The following is a 16,405-nucleotide window of genomic DNA, read 5'->3' on the forward strand; positions in this document are numbered from 1 at the left end:
TTCAAGTGGAGACGATCATAAGCAGCGGCTCAGCCCGCGAGCGTGGCCTTCAGCGTGATTTCCGGCACGCTCGCCAGCGCCTTCGACAGCGGGCAGCCGGCCTTGGCGGCGGCCGCGATCTGCTGGAACTTCGCTTCTTCGAGCTTCGGCACGGCGGCGTCGAGCTCGAGCGCGATGCGGTCGATCTTGAAGCCTTCGCCGTCCTTGGCCAGCCGCACAGCGGCCTTGGTGTCGATGCGGGTGGCGGTGAAGCCCTCTTTCTCCAGCGCGAAGGCTAAGGCCATCGTCAGGCAGGCCGCATGGGCCGCGCCGACGATCTCCTCGGGGTTGGTGCCGCGCTTGTCGTCCTCGAAGCGGCTTGCGAAGCCGTAGGGGTAGTCCTTGAGGGCGCCGGTCTCGGTGCTGACCTGGCCCTTGCCGGTCTTGCCGGCGCCTTCCCAGTGAACGCTTGCGTGCTTGTCTGCTGCCATGAAAACTCTCCTTCATTCGGGTGACGGGTGGTGGGAGACGCAGGTATCGCGCGGAACGCCGCGCTTGTCTGTAGTCGCAGGGCGCATGCGATGAAGATTGCGAAGGCTGCGCAATGGCGGGCAGGGCGTCGCCAAGGTGACGCTCCCGGGGGCTTCCCCGATGGGAGCGGCACGCGGCTCGGCTTAGGCTGCGGCCTGTCTTCCTTCTCTCTGTCTTCCTCGCCCGCCCGCCTTGACCATGCAACCACGCCCGCACCACAAGTTCTGGCCCAAGCGCCTCCCGCATTCGATCACCGTTCCCGCCACCTCGCTGTGGCACAACCTCGCAACTTCGGCGGCGCGCTACCCGGACAAGGCCGCGCTGGTCTTCTTCGGCCGGGTGCTGAGCTACCGCGGCTTCGCGGACCAGGTCGAGCGCCTGGCCGGCACGCTGCATGCCCTGGGCGTGAAACGCGGCGACCGCGTGGTGCTGGACATGCAGAACTGCCCGCAGCTCGTGATCGCGCATTTCGCGATCCTGCGCGCCAATGCGGTGGTGGTGCCGGTCAACCCGATGAACCGGGCCGAGGAGCTCAAGCACTACATCGTCGACCCCGACGCCCGGGTGGCCATCACCACCGGCGACCTGGCCGGCGAGCTCGCCAAGGCCAGCAACGCGCTGCCGCCCGGGCAGCAGCTGGCCCACATGATCGTCACCCAGTTCACCGACGCCTTCGACGCCGAGGCGAGCGGCGACGACGCTCCCGCGCCGGCCTGGAAAGAGTGGCTCGCCACGCGCCATCCGCTGCCCGAGCTCGCGGGCGGCAAGGCCATGGCCTGGACCGAGGCGCTCGAAGCCGGCCATGCGGCGCCCGAGCATGTGGTGGGCGCCAACGACATGGCCCTGCTGCCCTACACCAGCGGCACCACCGGCCTGCCCAAGGGCTGCGTGCACCATCATTCGAGTCTCATGCACAACGCGGTGGCCAGCCAGCTCTGGGGCCAGGCCACCTCGGAAGCGGTGGTGCTGGCGGTGGTGCCCATGTTCCACATCACGGGCGTGGTGAGCATGATGCACACCTCCATCCTGGCTGCGGCCACGCTGGTCATCATGCCGCGCTGGGACCGCGAGGTGGCGGGCCGGCTCATCTCGCGCTGGAAGGTCACGAGCTGGACCAACATCCCCACCATGGTGATCGACCTCATGGCCAGCCCGAACTTCGCGAGCTACGACCTGTCGAGCATCACGCACATCGGCGGCGGCGGCGCGGCCATGCCGCAGGCCGTGGCGCAGCGCCTCTTCGAGCAGTACGGCCTCAAGTACCAGGAGGGCTACGGCCTCACCGAAACCGCCGCGCCTTCGCACACCAACCCATCGGACCACCCCAAGCAGCAGTGCCTGGGCATTCCGTTCATGAGCACCGATGCGCGCGTGGTCGACCCCGACACGCTGGCCGAAATGCCGGTCGGCGAATCGGGCGAGATCATCATCCATGGCCCCGAGGTGTTCCAGGGCTACTGGAAGCGCCCCGACGCCACCCAGGCGGCTTTCGTCGAGTTCGAGGGCAAGCGCTTCTTCCGTTCGGGCGACATGGGCCGCATGGACGAGGACGGCTACTTCTTCATGACCGACCGCTTGAAGCGCATGATCAACGCGAGCGGCTTCAAGGTCTGGCCGGCCGAGGTCGAGCTGCTGATGTTCCGCCATCCCGCGATCCAGGAGGCCTGCGTCATTTCCACCAGGGACGACTACCGCGGCGAATCGGTCAAGGCGGTGGTGGTGCTGCGCGCCACGCACAAGGACACCACCGAGCAGCAGATCATCGACTGGTGCCGCGAGAACATGGCGGTCTACAAGATCCCGCGCAAGGTGCAGTTCGTCGACGCGCTGCCCAAGAGCGGCAGCGGCAAGGTCATGTGGCGGCTGCTGCAGGAAGACGAAAACAAATGATTCAGCCGGATGGGGCGGCCACTTCGCGCCGAGAATCAACGCTCCTTGCAACGTGTCCGTTCCGCTCCTGCCTGCATGCGCTTTCGCCCCGTCTTTCTTCTTCCTTTCGCCTTCGCCTTCCTGCCGCTGCTGGCTCATGCCGCGCCCCGCAATTGCGTGGTTGTCGGCATCAGCGACGGCGACACGCTCACGGCGCGCTGCGGGCACGCCGGCTCCTATGAGCAGATCAAGGTGCGCATCGCCGCGATCGATGCACCCGAAAGCAAGCAGCCCTATGGCCAGCGCAGCCGGCAGGCGCTGAGCCGGCTCTGCTACGCCGAAGAGGCGCAGATCACGCCGCGCGACACCGACCGCTACGGCCGCATGGTGGCCGACGTGGCGTGCAACGGCGAGGACGCCGCCAGCCGCATGGTGTCCGGCGGCTGGGCCTGGGTGTACGACTACGACGGCATTGCGACCAAGCGCGGAGGCGGGCTCAGGATGCCGCGCGTGCGCAAGGCCTGGGGCTGTGGACCGGCTCGAAGCCGGTTGCGCCCTGGGATTGGCGCAGACAGCAGCGCGAGGCCCACTGGAGCGACGGCTTCTTCTGAGCCTCCGGGCCGCTGTCATGGGGGCTTCATGCGGACGCGAGACCATCGCGGGTTCTCGCAACCCCATGACGACAAAAAGATGGCCAAAGATTTCGAGCGGATGGAAGACTCCAACCCCTCCGCCAACCCCACCATCCACGAAGTGTCCGACCCGAAGCGCCGCGTGTTCGTGCGCGGCGGCCTGGCGGCGGCAGTGGCCGGCCTCTTCGGGCCGCTGGCGGCCGGCACGCTGGCCGGCTGCGCCACCACCGGCAGTTCGGTCAGCACGCTGGGCCGGGCCATCGGCTTCAAGAGCGTGCCCATGGCCGCCGTCGACCGCGTCGTCGTACCCGAGGGCTACAGCGCGCAGGTGCTCTACCGCTGGGGCGACGCCACCGGCATCGCCGGCCGCATGCCCGCCTTCAAGACCGACGCCTCCAACACCGCGGACGAGCAGGCCCTGCAGGCCGGCATGCATCACGACGGCATGGCCTTCTTTCCGCAGGGCGGATCGAACCGCGGCCTGCTGGTGCTGAACCATGAATATGTCGACGACGGCCTGCTGCACCCGGACGGCATGAAGACCTGGACGCCCGAGAAGGTGCGCAAGTCGATGAACGCGCATGGTGTCTCGGTGATCGAGTTGCAGCGCGAAGGCACGAAGTGGACGCAGGTGCTGCCTTCGCGCTTCGCGCGCCGCATCACCGCGCTCACGCCGATGACGCTCACCGGCCCCGCCGCCGGCCACCCGATGCTGCGCACCGCGGCCGACCCCACGGGCACGCAGGTGCTGGGCACCTACAACAACTGCTCGAACGGCCAGACGCCGTGGGGCACCTACCTGACCTGCGAAGAAAATTTCGCCGACTACTTCGAAGGCACCGATGCGCCCGACGCGCACCAGAAGCGCTGGGGCATCAAGAAGGGCAATGGCGCCAAGTACCGCTGGCACGAGCACGAAGAGCGCTTCGACGTGGCGAAGCACCCGAACGAATCGAACCGCTACGGCTGGGTGGTCGAGATCGATCCGCAGGACCCGGCGTCGACGCCGCGCAAGCGCACCGCGCTCGGCCGGGCCGCGCACGAAGGCGCCGCCACCGCGCTCACCAACGATGGCCGCGCGGTCATCTACATGGGCGAGGACTCGCGCTTCGAATACATCTACAAGTTCGTGAGCCGCGACAAGGTGCAGCCCGGCGGCGCGGCCGCCAACCGCGACCTGCTCGACCACGGCACGCTCTATGTGGGCCGCTTCGACGTGGACGGCACCGGCGAGTGGCTGCCGCTGGTGCAGGGCAGGAACGGGCTCGTCGCCGACAAGGGCTTCGCGAGCCAGGGCGACGTGCTCATCAAGGCGCGCCAGGCCAGCGACCTGCTGGGCGCCACCAGGATGGACCGCCCCGAATGGACCACCGTCGATCCGCTGACGAAGGAGGTCTACTGCACGCTCACCAACAACAGCAACCGCGGCGCGCCGGGCCAGCCCTTCATGGACGCGGCCAATCCGCGCTCCAACAACACGATGGGCCAGATCATTCGCTGGAAGGAAAGCGGCGACCTCGATGCGACGAAGTTCGCCTGGAACCATCTCGTGCTTGCGGGTGATCCGAAGCAGCCGCGCTACGAAGCGCAGGGCAACATCAAGGGCGACGCCTTCGGCAGCCCCGATGGCCTGATGGTCGATGCGCGCGGTGTGCTGTGGATCCAGACCGACGTCTCGACCTCCACGCTCGGCAAGGGCGAATACGCCAACCTGCCGAACAACCAGATGCTGGCCTGCGACCCGACCCAGGGCGAAATCCGCCGCTTCCTTCTCGGGCCGGCCGGCTGCGAGATCACGGGCCTCACGGCCACGCCGGATCTGCGCACGCTCTTCATCAACGTGCAGCATCCGGGCGAGCCGGCCAACGAGCGCAGCGACCCGGAACGTCCGCTCGCCGTGTCGAAGTGGCCGGACGGCGCCGGGCGCCCGCGCTCGGCGACGGTCGCCATCACGAAGAACGACGGCGGCGTGATCGGAACCTGAGGCGGGAAGGGGCAGGGCGCTCCGAAGAGGCCTTCGGGCGTGCCGCTAGGACTCGCTCTTGCCCTGCACGTCCGCCACCACGCGCGCATTGCGCTGGAAGCTCCAGTAGGCGCTGGCCCAGTCCATCATCACCACGATGCGGTTGCGGAATCCGATCAGGAAGTACGCGTGCGCGAACAGCCAGAACAGCCATGCGAGCCGGCCGCTGAAGCGCAGCGGGCCGAGGGGCGTTTCCAGGTCCACCACCGCCGAGTTGCGGCCGATGGTGGCCAGGTTGCCGTAGTCCCGGTAGCGGAAAGGCACCGTCGGCTCGCCCGCGATGCGGCGAAGAATGTTGGCGGCCGCCGCCCGGCCCATCTGCTTGGCGCCGGGCGATACGCCGGGCACCGGCTTGGGCGGCTTGCCGGGCGCATAGCTCAGGGCCGCGGCCAGGTCGCCCACCACGCTGATCTCGGGATGGCCGGGCAGGCTCAGGTCGGGCTCGACCTTGATGCGGCCCGCGCGGTCGCATTCGGCACCGGTCGCCTCGCCGAGCATGCGCCCGAGCGGCGACGCCGCCACGCCGGCCGCCCACACCACGCAGTTGCTGTCGATGCGGTAGCTGCTGGCAGAAGCGTCGCCGGGGCCGCCGCCGACCTCCACTTCGAGGCCGGTGGCGTCGATGGCGGTCACGCGCGCATTGAGCCGCACCTCGACGCCGAGCCGCTGGAGCTGCTCCAGCGCCTTCTGGCTCAGGCTCTCGGGCATGGCCTGCAGCACGCGCGGCCCGCCCTCGATCAGCAGCACCTGCGCGCTGCCCGGGTCAATGCGGCGGAACTCGCCGGCCAGCGTGTGCTTGGCGATCTCGGCCAGCGTGCCGGCCATCTCGACCCCCGTGGGGCCGGCGCCGATCACCACGAAGGTGAGCAGGGCGCGGCGGTGCTCGGGGTCGGTGGCGGTTTCGGCCGCCTCGTAGGACATCAGCACGCGGCGGCGGATCTCGAAGGCATCCGACAGCGTCTTGAGGCCCGGCGCCAGGGGCGCCCATTCGTCATGCCCGAAATAGCTGTGGGCCGCGCCGGCCGCGACCACCAGGTGGTCGTAGCTCACGACGCTGCCGTTGGCCAGCCGGACCGCGCGCGCGGCCGGATCGATGGCGCTCACTTCGCCGAGCAGCGTGGTGATGCGCGGCTGCTGCCGGAACAGGGCCCGCACCGGCGCCGCGATCGACGGCGCGGCCAGGCCGGCGGTCGCCACCTGGTAGAGCAGGGGCTGGAACAGGTGGTGGTTGGTCTTTTCGATCACCGTCACGTCCACGTCGGCGCTTTCGAGCCGGCGGGCGGCTTCGAGCCCGCCGAATCCGCAGCCGACGATGACGACATGGGGGCGGGCGGAGGCGTTGGTCGTTTGCATCGAACAGATGATACGCAGCCGCCCTGCACGCCGGCCGAACTTGTGCCAAAGTGGCTCCCCCCACCGATGCCTGCACTGCGGCGCGGCGTGACACGGCGCTTCAAGGGCGCGAACTTGTCCTACGCGCTGCTGCAACGGCCATCGGCTACAAATTGCGGTTGACCCGACTGGAGACACCATGACGCTTTCCCGGCCGATCACCCAGGCGGCGAGCGCATTGCGCGGCAAGTTCCGCGAAGTGCGCGCCGCCAGCCTGGCACTCGCCGCGCCGCTCTCCGCCGAAGACCAGTGCATCCAGTCGATGCCCGACGCGAGCCCGACCAAATGGCATCTCGCGCACACGACCTGGTTCTTCGAGACCGTGCTGCTCCAGCCGCATGCGGCGGGCTACCGGCCTTTCGACGAGCGGTTTCATTACCTATTCAACTCGTACTACGAAGCGCTCGGCCCGCGCCATCCGCGCCCGCAGCGGGGGCTGCTCACGCGGCCTTCGGTCGACGAGGTGCATGCCTACCGCGCCCATGTCGACGAGGCGGTGCTGGCGTTGCTCGACGGCGGCGACGGCGAGCGCGACTGGGCGGCCATCGAACCCATCGTCACGCTCGGGCTGCACCATGAGCAGCAGCACCAGGAGCTGCTGCTCACCGACATCCTGCATGCCTTGTCGTGCAACCCGCTGTTGCCCGCCTACCGGCCCGCGGCAGGGCCCGCGCTGCGGCTGGCCGCCGTGCCGCCGGCCATGCGCTGGCTGCCGCAGCCCGGCGGCATGGTGCAGGTGGGACATGAGGGGCCGCAGCAGGGCTTTGCCTTCGACAACGAAACGCCGCGCCATGCGGCCCTGCTGCAGCCCTATGCCATTGCCGACCGGCTGGTGAGTTGCGGCGACTATGCGCAGTTCATCGCCGATGGCGGCTACCGGCGCCCCGAGCTCTGGCTTTCCGACGGCTGGGCGGCGGTGCAGGCGCAAGGCTGGCGCCATCCGGCCTATTGGCTGGCCGCCGACGATCCCCGGCTGCAAACCCAGCAGCCGCAGGGCGGCTGGCAGGTGTTCGGCCTGCATGGCCTGCGGCCGATGGAAGCCGACGCGCCCGTGTCGCAGCTGAGCTTCTACGAGGCCGCCGCATATGCCGAATGGGCCGGTGCGCGCCTGCCCACCGAATTCGAATGGGAAGCGGCCTTCGATGCGGCCGGCATCTCGCAGATGACCGGCCATGTCTGGCAGTGGACGCGCTCCTCCTACGACCCGTATCCCGGCTTCAGGCCCATGCCCGGCATCGCGGCCGAATACAACGGCAAGTTCATGGTGGGTCAACTGGTGCTGCGTGGCGGCAGCGTGGCCACCCCGGCCGGGCACACGCGGCCCAGCTACCGCAATTTCTTTCCGCCGGCGGCGCGCTGGCAGTTCTCGGGGCTGCGGCTCGCGAAAGACATCTGAATCATGCGCAATCCAAGCTCCTCGTCCTCTCTTTCGTTTGCCGCCGCCCAACAGCAGCCGCGCCAGCCTGTCGCGCCCGCCCCGGAAGGCGCAGGGCTCTCCGAGTTCGGCCGCGAGATGCAGGCGGGCCTTGCGCGCAGGCCGCGCAGCATTTCGCCCAAGTATTTTTATGACGCCGCGGGTTCGCAGTTGTTCGACCGCATCTGCGAGCTGCCCGAGTACTACCCCACGCGCACCGAACTGCGCATCCTCGGCGAATGCGCGGGCGAGATCGCCGCGCAGGTGGGACCAGGCGCCGAGATCGTCGAGTTCGGCGCCGGCTCGCTCACCAAGGTGCGGCTGCTGCTCGATGCACTCGAGACGCCCAGGCGCTACCTGCCGATCGACATTTCCGGCGAGCACCTGGCGGCGGCCGCCGAGCGGCTCAGGGCCGACTACCCGCAGCTGGCGGTGCAGCCGATTGCGGCGGACTACACGATGCCGCTGGTGCTGCCCGCGCCGCTCGCCGGTGCGGGCAAGCGCGTGGGTTTTTTCCCCGGCTCGACGATCGGAAATTTCGAACCCGACGAGGCGCTGGCCTTCCTGCAACTCGCGGCGCGCATGCTGCGCGGCGGCGGGCTGCTGATCGGCGTCGACCTGGTGAAGGACCCGGCCCGCCTGCATGCGGCCTACAACGACGCGCAGGGCGTGACCGCGGCGTTCAACCTCAACCTGCTGCGGCGCGCCAATGCCGAGCTCGACGCGAACTTCGACCTCGACGGCTTTGCGCACGCGGCGTTCTACAACGCGCCGAAGCAGCGCATCGAGATGCACCTGGTGAGCCGGCGGGACCAGATCGTTTCGCTGAACGGCGAGCGGTTTGCGTTCGAGGAAGGGGAGACCATCCACACCGAGTACTCGCACAAGTTCACCGTCGAAGGGTTGCGGGCGTTGGCGGTGAAGGCGGGGTTCCGGCCGGGGGCGGTGTGGACGGATCCGGAGAGGCTCTTCAGCGTGCATTGGTTGGGGGCTTGAATTGTTTTGAGGTCCGGGGCCGGGTCTCGCCCCGGCGGGCGACTCACTTTCTTTGCTTCGCCAAAGAAAGTAAGCAAAGAAAGGCGACCCCTACTGTCTGCGACCCCTTCGCTGCGCTACGGGGCAACCTGCGGTGCTCGCGTTTCGCGGGGTCCGCAGAACTCGCTTCGCTCAAACAGCTGCGGCCCTGATCCGCGAAACGCTCCGCTCCTCGGCGCATACAGAAGGGGTGGGAGCGGGCGGCCTTCGCTTCGCTCGGCCCAATACCAACCCACAACAGCCAATACCAACCACCGCGGCGCGCAGCGCCGCGGTGGCTTGGTGGCCGAGCGAAGCAAAGAAAAGTAGGTCGCCCGCCGGAGCGAGTCCCGGCTCCGGAAAACAAAACCCATAAGCCACACAAAATCCCCGCCAAAAGCAACGGGCACAATATCCCTTCCCCGTGCGGGGCGCACCCGCCAACTGCGCCCCGCGCCACCCGCCCCTTGGAGTGCAAGACATGAAAGCAACCTGGAACGGCGTCACCATCGCCGAAAGCGACGACACCGTGCTCGTCGAAGGCAACCACTATTTCCCGATGAGCTCGCTCAATCGCGACCACGTGACCTTCAGCAACCACAAGACCACCTGCGCCTGGAAGGGCACGGCTAGCTACTACTCGCTGCTGGTCAACGGCGAGCTCAACACCGACGCCGCCTGGTACTACGCAGACCCGAAGCCCGAGGCCGAGGAAATCCGCGACCGCGTGGCGTTCTGGAAGGACGTGAAAGTCACCGCGTCGTGACCACGGCCGCGTTCGCTCCACCCTTCGTCCAGCCTGCCGAGCTGCAGGCCGCGCTGCGCGAACAGGGCTATGCCGTGCTGAGCCCGCAAGGCGTGAGCGACTGGCTGGGCGTGCCGCTCGAACAACTCGAAGCGCTGCATGCCGACTGGAACGATCTCCCGCCAGACGAATACCTGAAGGACGGCGGCCGCTATCGCACGCGGCGCCACGCCTGTTTCACGGTCGAAGGCGATTCAATCGCGCAGGCGCCGCACCGCGCGCACTGGCAGCCGGTCGAATACAACGCGCTGCATGGCGGCATGCAGCGCTGGTTCGCGCCCATGCACGAAGCCACCGTGGCGCAGCCAGCCTGGCAGCGCCTGCTGCAGCGCCTGGGCGAAGCCGCGAGCGGCATGCGCGGCGCGGCGGCGGCGCAGCCGTGGTTCGTCGAGGCGCACCAGTTCCGCATCGACACCGCGGGCGGCATCGGCCGGCCCACGCCCGAAGGCGCGCACCGCGACGGCGTCGACCTGGTGGCAGTGGCACTGGTCGGGCGCAGCGGCATCAAGGGCGGCGAAACGCGGGTGTTCGAAGCCAGCGGACGCCGCGGCGAGCGCTTCACCATGACCGAGCCCTGGACGCTGCTCCTGCTCGACGACGCGCGCGTGATCCACGAGTCCACGCCGATCCAGCCGCTCGAGGAGGGCGGCGCCGGCTGGCGGGACACGCTCGTCGTCACCTGCCGCGCCGAGGGTTTCCAGGGGGATTGATCCCGCTGGCTTGAGTCCTACAGCCACTCTCCGGCGCAGAGGTTAAATTCGGGGCCCGGCTCGGTTGCGAGCCGCGCCTGTCCGCGAACGAAAAAGTGAGGTCCGCCATGTTCAATCACATCCTGGTTCCGATCGACGGCTCCGAAACTTCCATGCTCGCGGTCAGCAAGGCCAGCGGCCTGGCGCTGGCGTTCGGAAGCCGCATCACGTTGATCCACGTGATCGACAACTATCCCTTCATCGGCGTGGGTGCGGACTATGCGCTGGGCCAGAACGAATACCTGGCCGCGGCCACGGCCAGCGCGAATGCGGCACTCGCCCGCGGCGTCGCGGCGCTCGCCGCCGAAGGCCTGCACAGCGACCAGCGCGTGATCGATGGCCACGTGGTGCACGAAGGCATCGTCGACACCGCCATTGCCATTGCGGCCGACCTGATCGTGATGGGCTCGCACGGGCGCAGCGGCATCGAAAAGCTGCTGCTGGGCAGCGTCACGCAGCGCGTGCTGCAGGACGCGCCCATGCCGGTGCTCGTGGTCAAGGGCGGGCTGTAAAAGAGGTGCCGGAGAAGTCCGGCGGGCTCTGCAAGCAAAGGGCCTGCTGCGTGACCGGATGCACGAAACCCAGTTCGCTGGCATGCAGCAGCAGTCGCGGCGCACGCGCCTGGACGGCGGCGTTGCCGTAGAGCGCGTCTCCCAGGATCGGATGGCCGATCGACAGCAGATGCACGCGCAATTGATGCGAGCGCCCCGTGAGCGGCTCCAGCAGCAGGTGCGTGGCCTCGGCCCTTCCGCCCGTCGCTGAAGCTGAAGACAGCGCACGCCATCGCGTGAGGCTGGGCTTGCCGGCCGGGTCCACCTTCTGCAGCGGACGGTTCGGCCAGTCGGCCATCAGCGGCGCATCGATGATCGACCATTCGTCTTTCACCGGCAGCGCGCCATCCACGATGGCCTCGTAGCGCTTGTGCACGCGGCGCTCGGCAAAGGCATCGCCGAGTGCGCGCTGCATGGCGGCGCCGCGCGCCATCAGCACCAGCCCGCTGGTCGCCATGTCGAGCCGATGCACGATCAGCGCGTCGGGCCAGCGACGCATGGCGCGCGCGCTCAGGCAGTCCTGCTTGTCTTCGCCCCGCCCGGGCACGCAGAGCAGGCCGGCGGGCTTGTTCAAAACCAGCAGGTGGACGTCTTCGTGGATGAGGTCGATGTCCGGCATGGGTAGGCGGGAGTGTAGAGAGGAGAGCGCAGAGCCTGCGCTCACGCAAGGCTCATGAAGCCTAGGCTATCCTCGGGCGAATGTCCGGCCCCGTCTCCCCAGCCTCCGTTTCCGCCTCCGTCCCCCCACCCCCGAGCTTTACCGAACTCAGGCGCGAGCGCCCGTTCATGCAGATGTGGGTGGCGCGGCTCTTCGGCACGGCGGCCTCGCAGATGCTGCTGGTGGCCATCGGCTGGCATATGTACGAGCTCACCGGCAGCGCCTGGGACCTCGGGCTGGTGGGCCTGTACCAGTTCGTGCCTGCCTTGCTGCTCGCGCTGCTGGCCGGCCACGTGGTCGACCGCCACCATCGCGGCCGCATCGTGGCGGCCTGTTTTGCGGTGCAGGGGCTGGTGGCGCTGGTGCTGCTGCTCGCGGTGGTGCAGCGCTTCGACACGCGCGGCCTGCTGCTGGGGCTGTCGCTGGTGCTGGGCGCGGTGCGCGCCTTCCAGATGCCGGCGCAGCAGGCGCTGACGCCATTGCTGGTGCCGCCCGCCATGCTGCCGCGCGCCATGGCTTTCAGTTCAGCCGGCATGCAGGGCGCGATCATCGGCGGGCCGGCGCTCGGCGGCCTGTTGTTCGTGGCGGGCATGGCGGTGGTGTACGGCGCCAGCGTGCTGTGCTTCGCGGTGGCCTGCGTGCTGGTGCTGCGGCTGCGCTATGCCTACACGCCGGCGGCGCGGGAGCCGGTCACGCTGGCCACGGTGTTTGCGGGCGTCGATTTCATCTGGAAGCGCAAGCCGGTGCTCGGCGCCGTCTCGCTCGATCTCTTCGCGGTGCTGCTGGGCGGTGCGGTGGCGCTGCTGCCGATCTACGCCAAGGACATCCTGCACACGGGGCCCTGGGGGCTCGGCCTGCTGCGCGGCGCGCCGGCGGTGGGCGCGCTGGTGATGTCGATCGCCCTCACGCGGCGGCCCATCGAGCGCAACATCGGCCGCACGCTGCTGATGGCCGTCGGGCTCTTCGGGCTCTGCATGGTGGTGTTCGGTATTTCGCGCAGCTTCATCGTCTCGCTGATCGCGCTGGCGGTGTCCGGCGGGGCCGACATGGTCAATGTGGTGATCCGCCAGACCCTGGTCCAGCTCGAGACGCCGGACGCGATGCGCGGCCGTGTGAGTGCGGTCAATTCGATCTTCATCGGCGCCAGCAACCAGCTGGGCGAGTTCGAATCGGGCGCCACGGCGGCGCTGCTCGGGCCGGTGGGCTCGGTGGTGGTGGGCGGCGTGGGAACCATGATGGTCGCGCTGGGCTGGTTCAAGCTGTTTCCATCGCTGGCGCAGCGCGACCGGCTGGTGGTCGCGATGCCCGCGGCGGCCAAGTAGGGCGCCGCGCCGCGGCCTTCAGAAGACCGAAAACGCCTGGGGCGCATCGATCGTGAGGTCGCTCTGCGCCTCGGCCACGCAGGGCAGGATCCAGCCCTCGGCCTTTTCCTCGGCACTCAGGCCGGGCCATTCGACGATGTGGCGGATGGAGCCCGCCACCAGCTGGCAGATGCAGGTGCGGCAGGTGCCGTTGCGGCAGGAGCTCGGCATCTCGATGCCGGCCGCCTCGGCCGATTTCAGAAGCGTGGTGCCGGCCTCGGCGTCGAAGCCGAGGCCCGACGGTTCGAGCCGGACCCTCATCGCTGCGGAGGCTGTTGCTGCTGCTCGCGGCGCTGTTCGCGCAGCATGAAGAGATAGAGGCTTTCGACCTTCTCGCGCGCCCACGGGGTCTTGCGCAGGAACTTGAGGCTGGAGCCCACGCTCGGGTCGATGGCGAAGCAGCGGATGGGAACGAGTTCGCCGAGCTGCTCCCAGCCGTAGTGATCGGCCAGCGCCGTCACGATGGCCTCCAGCGTGAGCCCGTGCAGCGGGTTGCGGGGCTGGGCCGGCTTGGCGGGAGCCGGCGATTCGTTGGTCACTTGTTCTTGAGCTTGCCGCGCGGGATCACCGCCGTGGTGATCGTGCGGACGGGTTCGATGCCGCCGGTGCCCACCGGCTTGGGCGGTGAAGTGTCCTTCTTCGGTTTCTTGGCTTCCTTGTTTGCGCGCTGTTGACCCTTGGCCATATCGACTCCTTTTTTGATGCTGCGTATGCGGCGTGGTAGCGGGCAGTTTAGCGGTGCGGCGACAATACGCAGTTCCTTTTGATTTCCCCGCATTCATGTCAGATTACGAAGTTCGCCCCGCCACCATGCGCGACGCCAAGGCCGTCGCCGAAGTCCATGCCCTGGCCGCCAAGGCTGCCTACGAAGGCATCCTGCCCGAAGAAGAGCTGCGCGTGCTCGCGCCCGCCTCGCGCGAAGCCAAATGGCGCGAAGCCATCGAGTTCAGCGAGCCGCAGGTGCAGGTGGCGGTGCTCGACGGAGAAATTGTCGGCTTCGTCGGCTTCGACCGCTCGCGCGACCCCAAGACGCCGTCCACCACGGGTGAGATCTGGGCCATCTACGTCAAGCCCGAGCATTGGGGCAAGGGCATCGGCGTCGCCCTCTGGGACGCCGCGCGCGAAGGCCTCGAGGAAGAGGGCTGCACCACGGTCACGGTCTGGGTGCCCATTCGCAACGACCGCGCCATGCGCTTCCACGAACTCGCCGGCTTCAAGCGCGAAATGAAGACCGCCAAGACCACCGCGCTGGGCACCGTGCGGGTCGAAGAGATCCGCCTCAAGCGCAGCGTCGCCTGACGCTGCCGCCCGCGTACGGGTATTGCCGGCGGGCGCCGCGGTTGCGGCTAAGCTCGCCGCTTCTTTTTTCCACACCGACCCTTGCCATGGCCACCAGCCTGCTTCTGCTGCTCGACGACATCGCGACCGTCCTGGACGACGTCTCGATCCTCACCAAGGTTGCCGCCAAGAAGACGGCCGGCGTGCTCGGCGACGACCTTGCGCTCAACGCGCAGCAGGTCTCGGGCGTCAAGGCCGACCGCGAGCTGCCGGTGGTCTGGGCGGTGTGCAAGGGCTCGTTCGTCAACAAGCTCATCCTGGTGCCTGCGGCGCTGGCCATCGGCACCTGGCTGCCCTGGCTGGTCACGCCGCTCTTGATGGTGGGCGGCGCCTTCCTTTGCTTCGAAGGCTGCGAGAAGCTCGCCCACAAGTTCCTGCACAAGCAGGAGCATGAGGCCGAAACCGCGCGCCACGAGCGCGCCGTGGCCGACGAGGCCGTCGACGTGGTCGCGGTCGAAAAGGACAAGATCAAGGGCGCGGTGCGCACCGACTTCATTCTTTCGGCCGAGATCATCGCCATCACGCTGGGCACCGTGCAGGGCCAGTCCTTTCTCACGCAGTTCACCGTGCTCGCAGGCATTGCGCTGATCATGACCGTCGGCGTCTACGGCCTGGTGGCCGGCATCGTGAAGCTCGACGACGCGGGCCTCTACCTGAGCCAGCAGGCGAGCAAGGCCGCGCAGGCCTTTGGGCGCGGCATTCTCGCGGCGGCGCCGTGGCTCATGAAGGGGCTGTCGATCGCCGGCACCGCGGCCATGTTCCTGGTGGGCGGCGGCATCCTGGTGCACGGCGTGCCGGCCCTCGGCCATGCCGTCGAAGACTGGGCCGCGGCCACCGGCGGCGTGTTCGGCGCGCTGGGGTCGATGGGGGTGAATGCGGGCATCGGCCTCGTGGCCGGTGCCGTGGTGCTGGCGGTGGTCGAACTCGTCAAGAAGCTCCGCCGCTGAGCGGGAGCCCGGCCGCCTTCAACGCCGCGCCTTGGCGCGCTGCACCAGGTCGACCACGATCAGCGCTGCCCCCAGGACCAGGGCGAACCAGCCGACGATCGATGCGCCAGCCACCATCTCGAACCAGCGCGTGCCTTGCAGGAAGCGCGGCCCCAGCAGCACGGCGGCGCCGATCAGTATGCAGAGGATGCCGCGTTCGAGCGTGCGGAGTTGTCTTGAAGCCATGGGTCTTGGTTGAATCTGGTGCGGGTCTGCAGGACCGACATTGTCGCAAGACGGATGCACCGCAGAATCGAGGCGCAAAAAACCGGAGGGAACCCGCATGAGCATCGAGATCGCCAAGGAAGCACGCCAGCAGGCCATCGCGTCGATCGAGCGCTATTTCAACGAGAACATGGACGAGAAGATCGGCAACATCGCGGCCGGCGCGCTGCTCGGTTTCTTTCTTGAAGAGATCGGCCCCATCGTCTACAACAAGGCCGTGGCCGACGTGCAGGAGCGGCTGCAGTCGCGCATCTCGGAGGTCGATCTCGAAGTGCACGAGGACGAGTTCCAGTACTGGCGCAAGTTCGAGCGGCAGAAAAAGAGCCGATAGCCGGCGCCTGGCGTCGCGCACAAGCATCGCCCGCCGTTCAAAGATGCTTCCAAACGTTGCAAAATCCCAAGCCATGCAACCACACCGTCCCATTTCGCGTTTTGCGCCATCTTCGCTGCTGCGCACCCTTGCCGCCTTGCCACTCGTCCTGGCCGCTTCCCTCGCGGCCGCCCAGCAGGACCCCGCGTCGTTCCCGCTGGATTCGGTCGGCTACCTGAACGAGGAACTGCCGCGCATGGAAGCCGCCATTGCCGCCAGGGACCGCAGCTTCTTCCACGGCGCGATGGCCCGCACGGTGGAGTTCTCCGATCGCTGGGGCTTCAAGGCGCAGGCCAATCCGGATCTGGCCAAGTACCCGATGTGCACCGAGGCGGTGATGGACTACGTGGTCGTCGGCATGTGCAGGCTCAATCCCGCGAGCGATGGGTGCGAGCCCGGGCTGGCGCCGCGCTTCGAGGCGAATGTGCAGCGCTGCCGCGAGGTGGCGGCGCGAAAATAGGCGTCCCGTCCTTCGACGCAAAAGAAAGTCCCCGCAGGCAGGCAGGCA

At 68.3% G+C, this 16,405-nt stretch carries 19 protein-coding genes and 1 pseudogene; 13 read left to right on the top strand and 7 right to left on the bottom strand.

What is annotated here, in order from left to right; translation table 11 throughout:
• Positions 1-29 precede the first annotated feature (29 nt).
• Positions 30-470 carry an OsmC family peroxiredoxin gene (locus L1081_RS02695; RefSeq protein ID WP_489415078.1) on the bottom strand — a complete coding sequence of 147 codons (441 nt, stop codon included), beginning with the start codon at positions 468-470 and terminating at the stop codon, positions 30-32.
• Positions 471-708: 238 nt separating this feature from the next.
• Between L1081_RS02695 and L1081_RS02700 the strand changes: the two genes are divergently transcribed.
• The 3 genes and pseudogenes from L1081_RS02700 to L1081_RS02710 all read left to right on the top strand — a co-directional run bounded on the left by L1081_RS02700 (position 709) and on the right by L1081_RS02710 (position 4,995).
• Positions 709-2,400: a long-chain-fatty-acid--CoA ligase gene (locus L1081_RS02700; RefSeq protein ID WP_489415079.1), complete on the top strand. Its 1,692-nt coding sequence runs from the start codon at positions 709-711 to the stop codon at positions 2,398-2,400.
• Positions 2,401-2,475: 75 nt separating this feature from the next.
• Positions 2,476-2,787 (top strand): annotated as a pseudogene (locus tag L1081_RS02705) (thermonuclease family protein); the annotation flags it as partial.
• Between the two features lie 303 nt (positions 2,788-3,090).
• The gene (locus tag L1081_RS02710; RefSeq protein WP_489416852.1) at positions 3,091-4,995 is read left to right on the top strand and encodes an alkaline phosphatase PhoX; all 1,905 of its coding nucleotides are present in this window, start codon (positions 3,091-3,093) and stop codon (positions 4,993-4,995) included.
• Between the two features lie 45 nt (positions 4,996-5,040).
• On the opposite strand, the gene L1081_RS02715 is transcribed toward L1081_RS02710, so the two are convergent.
• Positions 5,041-6,387 carry an FAD-dependent oxidoreductase gene (locus tag L1081_RS02715; RefSeq protein ID WP_489415080.1) on the bottom strand — a complete coding sequence of 449 codons (1,347 nt, stop codon included), beginning with the start codon at positions 6,385-6,387 and terminating at the stop codon, positions 5,041-5,043.
• A 178-nt stretch (positions 6,388-6,565) separates the two neighbouring features.
• Here L1081_RS02715 and egtB point away from each other — a divergent pair, with 178 nt between their 5' ends.
• The 5 genes from egtB to L1081_RS02740 all read left to right on the top strand — a co-directional run bounded on the left by egtB (position 6,566) and on the right by L1081_RS02740 (position 10,920).
• Positions 6,566-7,822: an ergothioneine biosynthesis protein EgtB gene (gene egtB, locus L1081_RS02720; protein ID WP_489415081.1), complete on the top strand. Its 1,257-nt coding sequence runs from the start codon at positions 6,566-6,568 to the stop codon at positions 7,820-7,822.
• A 3-nt stretch (positions 7,823-7,825) separates the two neighbouring features.
• The gene (gene egtD, locus L1081_RS02725; protein ID WP_489415082.1) at positions 7,826-8,836 is read left to right on the top strand and encodes an L-histidine N(alpha)-methyltransferase; all 1,011 of its coding nucleotides are present in this window, start codon (positions 7,826-7,828) and stop codon (positions 8,834-8,836) included.
• A 499-nt stretch (positions 8,837-9,335) separates the two neighbouring features.
• Positions 9,336-9,620, top strand: coding sequence for a DUF427 domain-containing protein (locus L1081_RS02730; protein ID WP_124955857.1), 285 nt, complete (start codon positions 9,336-9,338; stop codon positions 9,618-9,620).
• A complete protein-coding gene (locus L1081_RS02735) occupies positions 9,617-10,369 on the top strand; it encodes a 2OG-Fe dioxygenase family protein (RefSeq protein WP_319426971.1) in 753 nt (250 codons plus the stop codon). Before L1081_RS02730 ends, L1081_RS02735 begins: the two co-directional genes overlap by 4 nt.
• Positions 10,370-10,476: 107 nt before the next feature.
• On the top strand, positions 10,477-10,920 hold the full coding sequence (locus tag L1081_RS02740) for a universal stress protein (protein ID WP_015866434.1): 444 nt from the start codon (positions 10,477-10,479) through the stop codon (positions 10,918-10,920).
• Here the strand turns inward: L1081_RS02740 and L1081_RS02745 are convergent.
• Positions 10,904-11,578 carry a pseudouridine synthase gene (locus tag L1081_RS02745; protein ID WP_489415083.1) on the bottom strand — a complete coding sequence of 225 codons (675 nt, stop codon included), beginning with the start codon at positions 11,576-11,578 and terminating at the stop codon, positions 10,904-10,906. The two genes, L1081_RS02740 and L1081_RS02745, sit on opposite strands and share 17 nt — an antisense overlap.
• Before the next feature lie 167 nt (positions 11,579-11,745).
• Here L1081_RS02745 and L1081_RS02750 point away from each other — a divergent pair, with 167 nt between their 5' ends.
• Positions 11,746-12,939, top strand: a complete 1,194-nt coding sequence (locus L1081_RS02750) for an MFS transporter (RefSeq protein ID WP_489415084.1) — start codon at positions 11,746-11,748, stop codon at positions 12,937-12,939.
• A gap of 18 nt (positions 12,940-12,957) precedes the next feature.
• On the opposite strand, the gene L1081_RS02755 is transcribed toward L1081_RS02750, so the two are convergent.
• From L1081_RS02755 to L1081_RS02765, 3 genes are read right to left on the bottom strand one after another with little or no spacing between them, the layout of a single operon-like run.
• Positions 12,958-13,239, bottom strand: coding sequence for a 2Fe-2S iron-sulfur cluster-binding protein (locus tag L1081_RS02755; RefSeq protein WP_489415085.1), 282 nt, complete (start codon positions 13,237-13,239; stop codon positions 12,958-12,960).
• Positions 13,236-13,517, bottom strand: coding sequence for a VF530 family DNA-binding protein (locus L1081_RS02760; RefSeq protein WP_489415086.1), 282 nt, complete (start codon positions 13,515-13,517; stop codon positions 13,236-13,238). Before L1081_RS02760 ends, L1081_RS02755 begins: the two co-directional genes overlap by 4 nt.
• Positions 13,514-13,663, bottom strand: a complete 150-nt coding sequence (locus L1081_RS02765) for a hypothetical protein (protein WP_015866429.1) — start codon at positions 13,661-13,663, stop codon at positions 13,514-13,516. Before L1081_RS02765 ends, L1081_RS02760 begins: the two co-directional genes overlap by 4 nt.
• Positions 13,664-13,758: 95 nt before the next feature.
• On the opposite strand from L1081_RS02765, the gene L1081_RS02770 reads away from it, so the two are divergent.
• On the top strand, positions 13,759-14,277 hold the full coding sequence (locus L1081_RS02770; RefSeq protein ID WP_021008309.1) for a GNAT family N-acetyltransferase: 519 nt from the start codon (positions 13,759-13,761) through the stop codon (positions 14,275-14,277).
• Between the two features lie 86 nt (positions 14,278-14,363).
• On the top strand, positions 14,364-15,263 hold the full coding sequence (locus L1081_RS02775) for a DUF808 family protein (RefSeq protein ID WP_489415087.1): 900 nt from the start codon (positions 14,364-14,366) through the stop codon (positions 15,261-15,263).
• A gap of 18 nt (positions 15,264-15,281) precedes the next feature.
• On the opposite strand, the gene L1081_RS02780 is transcribed toward L1081_RS02775, so the two are convergent.
• On the bottom strand, positions 15,282-15,488 hold the full coding sequence (locus L1081_RS02780; RefSeq protein WP_489415088.1) for a hypothetical protein: 207 nt from the start codon (positions 15,486-15,488) through the stop codon (positions 15,282-15,284).
• A 97-nt stretch (positions 15,489-15,585) separates the two neighbouring features.
• Here L1081_RS02780 and L1081_RS02785 point away from each other — a divergent pair, with 97 nt between their 5' ends.
• Together L1081_RS02785 and L1081_RS02790 are read left to right on the top strand one after the other, a co-directional pair.
• Complete coding sequence (locus L1081_RS02785) at positions 15,586-15,858, top strand: DUF2164 domain-containing protein (RefSeq protein WP_489415089.1); 273 nt, start codon at positions 15,586-15,588, stop codon at positions 15,856-15,858.
• A 73-nt stretch (positions 15,859-15,931) separates the two neighbouring features.
• Positions 15,932-16,357, top strand: a complete 426-nt coding sequence (locus L1081_RS02790) for a hypothetical protein (RefSeq protein ID WP_489415090.1) — start codon at positions 15,932-15,934, stop codon at positions 16,355-16,357.
• The last annotated feature ends 48 nt before the right edge of the window (positions 16,358-16,405 follow it).

It is taken from the genome of Variovorax sp. MSC1_012 (genome assembly GCF_023667525.1).
GTDB classification, from domain to species: domain Bacteria; phylum Pseudomonadota; class Gammaproteobacteria; order Burkholderiales; family Burkholderiaceae_C; genus Variovorax; species Variovorax beijingensis_B.

Coding starts and splice junctions, on each gene's coding strand:
- L1081_RS02695 (WP_489415078.1), bottom strand. CDS start 470: ATGGCAGCAGACAAGCACGCAAGCGTTCACTGGGAAGGCGCCGGCAAG.
- L1081_RS02700 (WP_489415079.1), top strand. CDS start 709: ATGCAACCACGCCCGCACCACAAGTTCTGGCCCAAGCGCCTCCCGCAT.
- L1081_RS02710 (WP_489416852.1), top strand. CDS start 3,091: ATGGAAGACTCCAACCCCTCCGCCAACCCCACCATCCACGAAGTGTCC.
- L1081_RS02715 (WP_489415080.1), bottom strand. CDS start 6,387: ATGCAAACGACCAACGCCTCCGCCCGCCCCCATGTCGTCATCGTCGGC.
- egtB (WP_489415081.1), top strand. CDS start 6,566: ATGACGCTTTCCCGGCCGATCACCCAGGCGGCGAGCGCATTGCGCGGC.
- egtD (WP_489415082.1), top strand. CDS start 7,826: ATGCGCAATCCAAGCTCCTCGTCCTCTCTTTCGTTTGCCGCCGCCCAA.
- L1081_RS02730 (WP_124955857.1), top strand. CDS start 9,336: ATGAAAGCAACCTGGAACGGCGTCACCATCGCCGAAAGCGACGACACC.
- L1081_RS02740 (WP_015866434.1), top strand. CDS start 10,477: ATGTTCAATCACATCCTGGTTCCGATCGACGGCTCCGAAACTTCCATG.
- L1081_RS02745 (WP_489415083.1), bottom strand. CDS start 11,578: ATGCCGGACATCGACCTCATCCACGAAGACGTCCACCTGCTGGTTTTG.
- L1081_RS02750 (WP_489415084.1), top strand. CDS start 11,746: ATGCAGATGTGGGTGGCGCGGCTCTTCGGCACGGCGGCCTCGCAGATG.
- L1081_RS02755 (WP_489415085.1), bottom strand. CDS start 13,239: ATGAGGGTCCGGCTCGAACCGTCGGGCCTCGGCTTCGACGCCGAGGCC.
- L1081_RS02765 (WP_015866429.1), bottom strand. CDS start 13,663: ATGGCCAAGGGTCAACAGCGCGCAAACAAGGAAGCCAAGAAACCGAAG.
- L1081_RS02770 (WP_021008309.1), top strand. CDS start 13,759: ATGTCAGATTACGAAGTTCGCCCCGCCACCATGCGCGACGCCAAGGCC.
- L1081_RS02775 (WP_489415087.1), top strand. CDS start 14,364: ATGGCCACCAGCCTGCTTCTGCTGCTCGACGACATCGCGACCGTCCTG.
- L1081_RS02780 (WP_489415088.1), bottom strand. CDS start 15,488: ATGGCTTCAAGACAACTCCGCACGCTCGAACGCGGCATCCTCTGCATA.
- L1081_RS02785 (WP_489415089.1), top strand. CDS start 15,586: ATGAGCATCGAGATCGCCAAGGAAGCACGCCAGCAGGCCATCGCGTCG.
- L1081_RS02790 (WP_489415090.1), top strand. CDS start 15,932: ATGCAACCACACCGTCCCATTTCGCGTTTTGCGCCATCTTCGCTGCTG.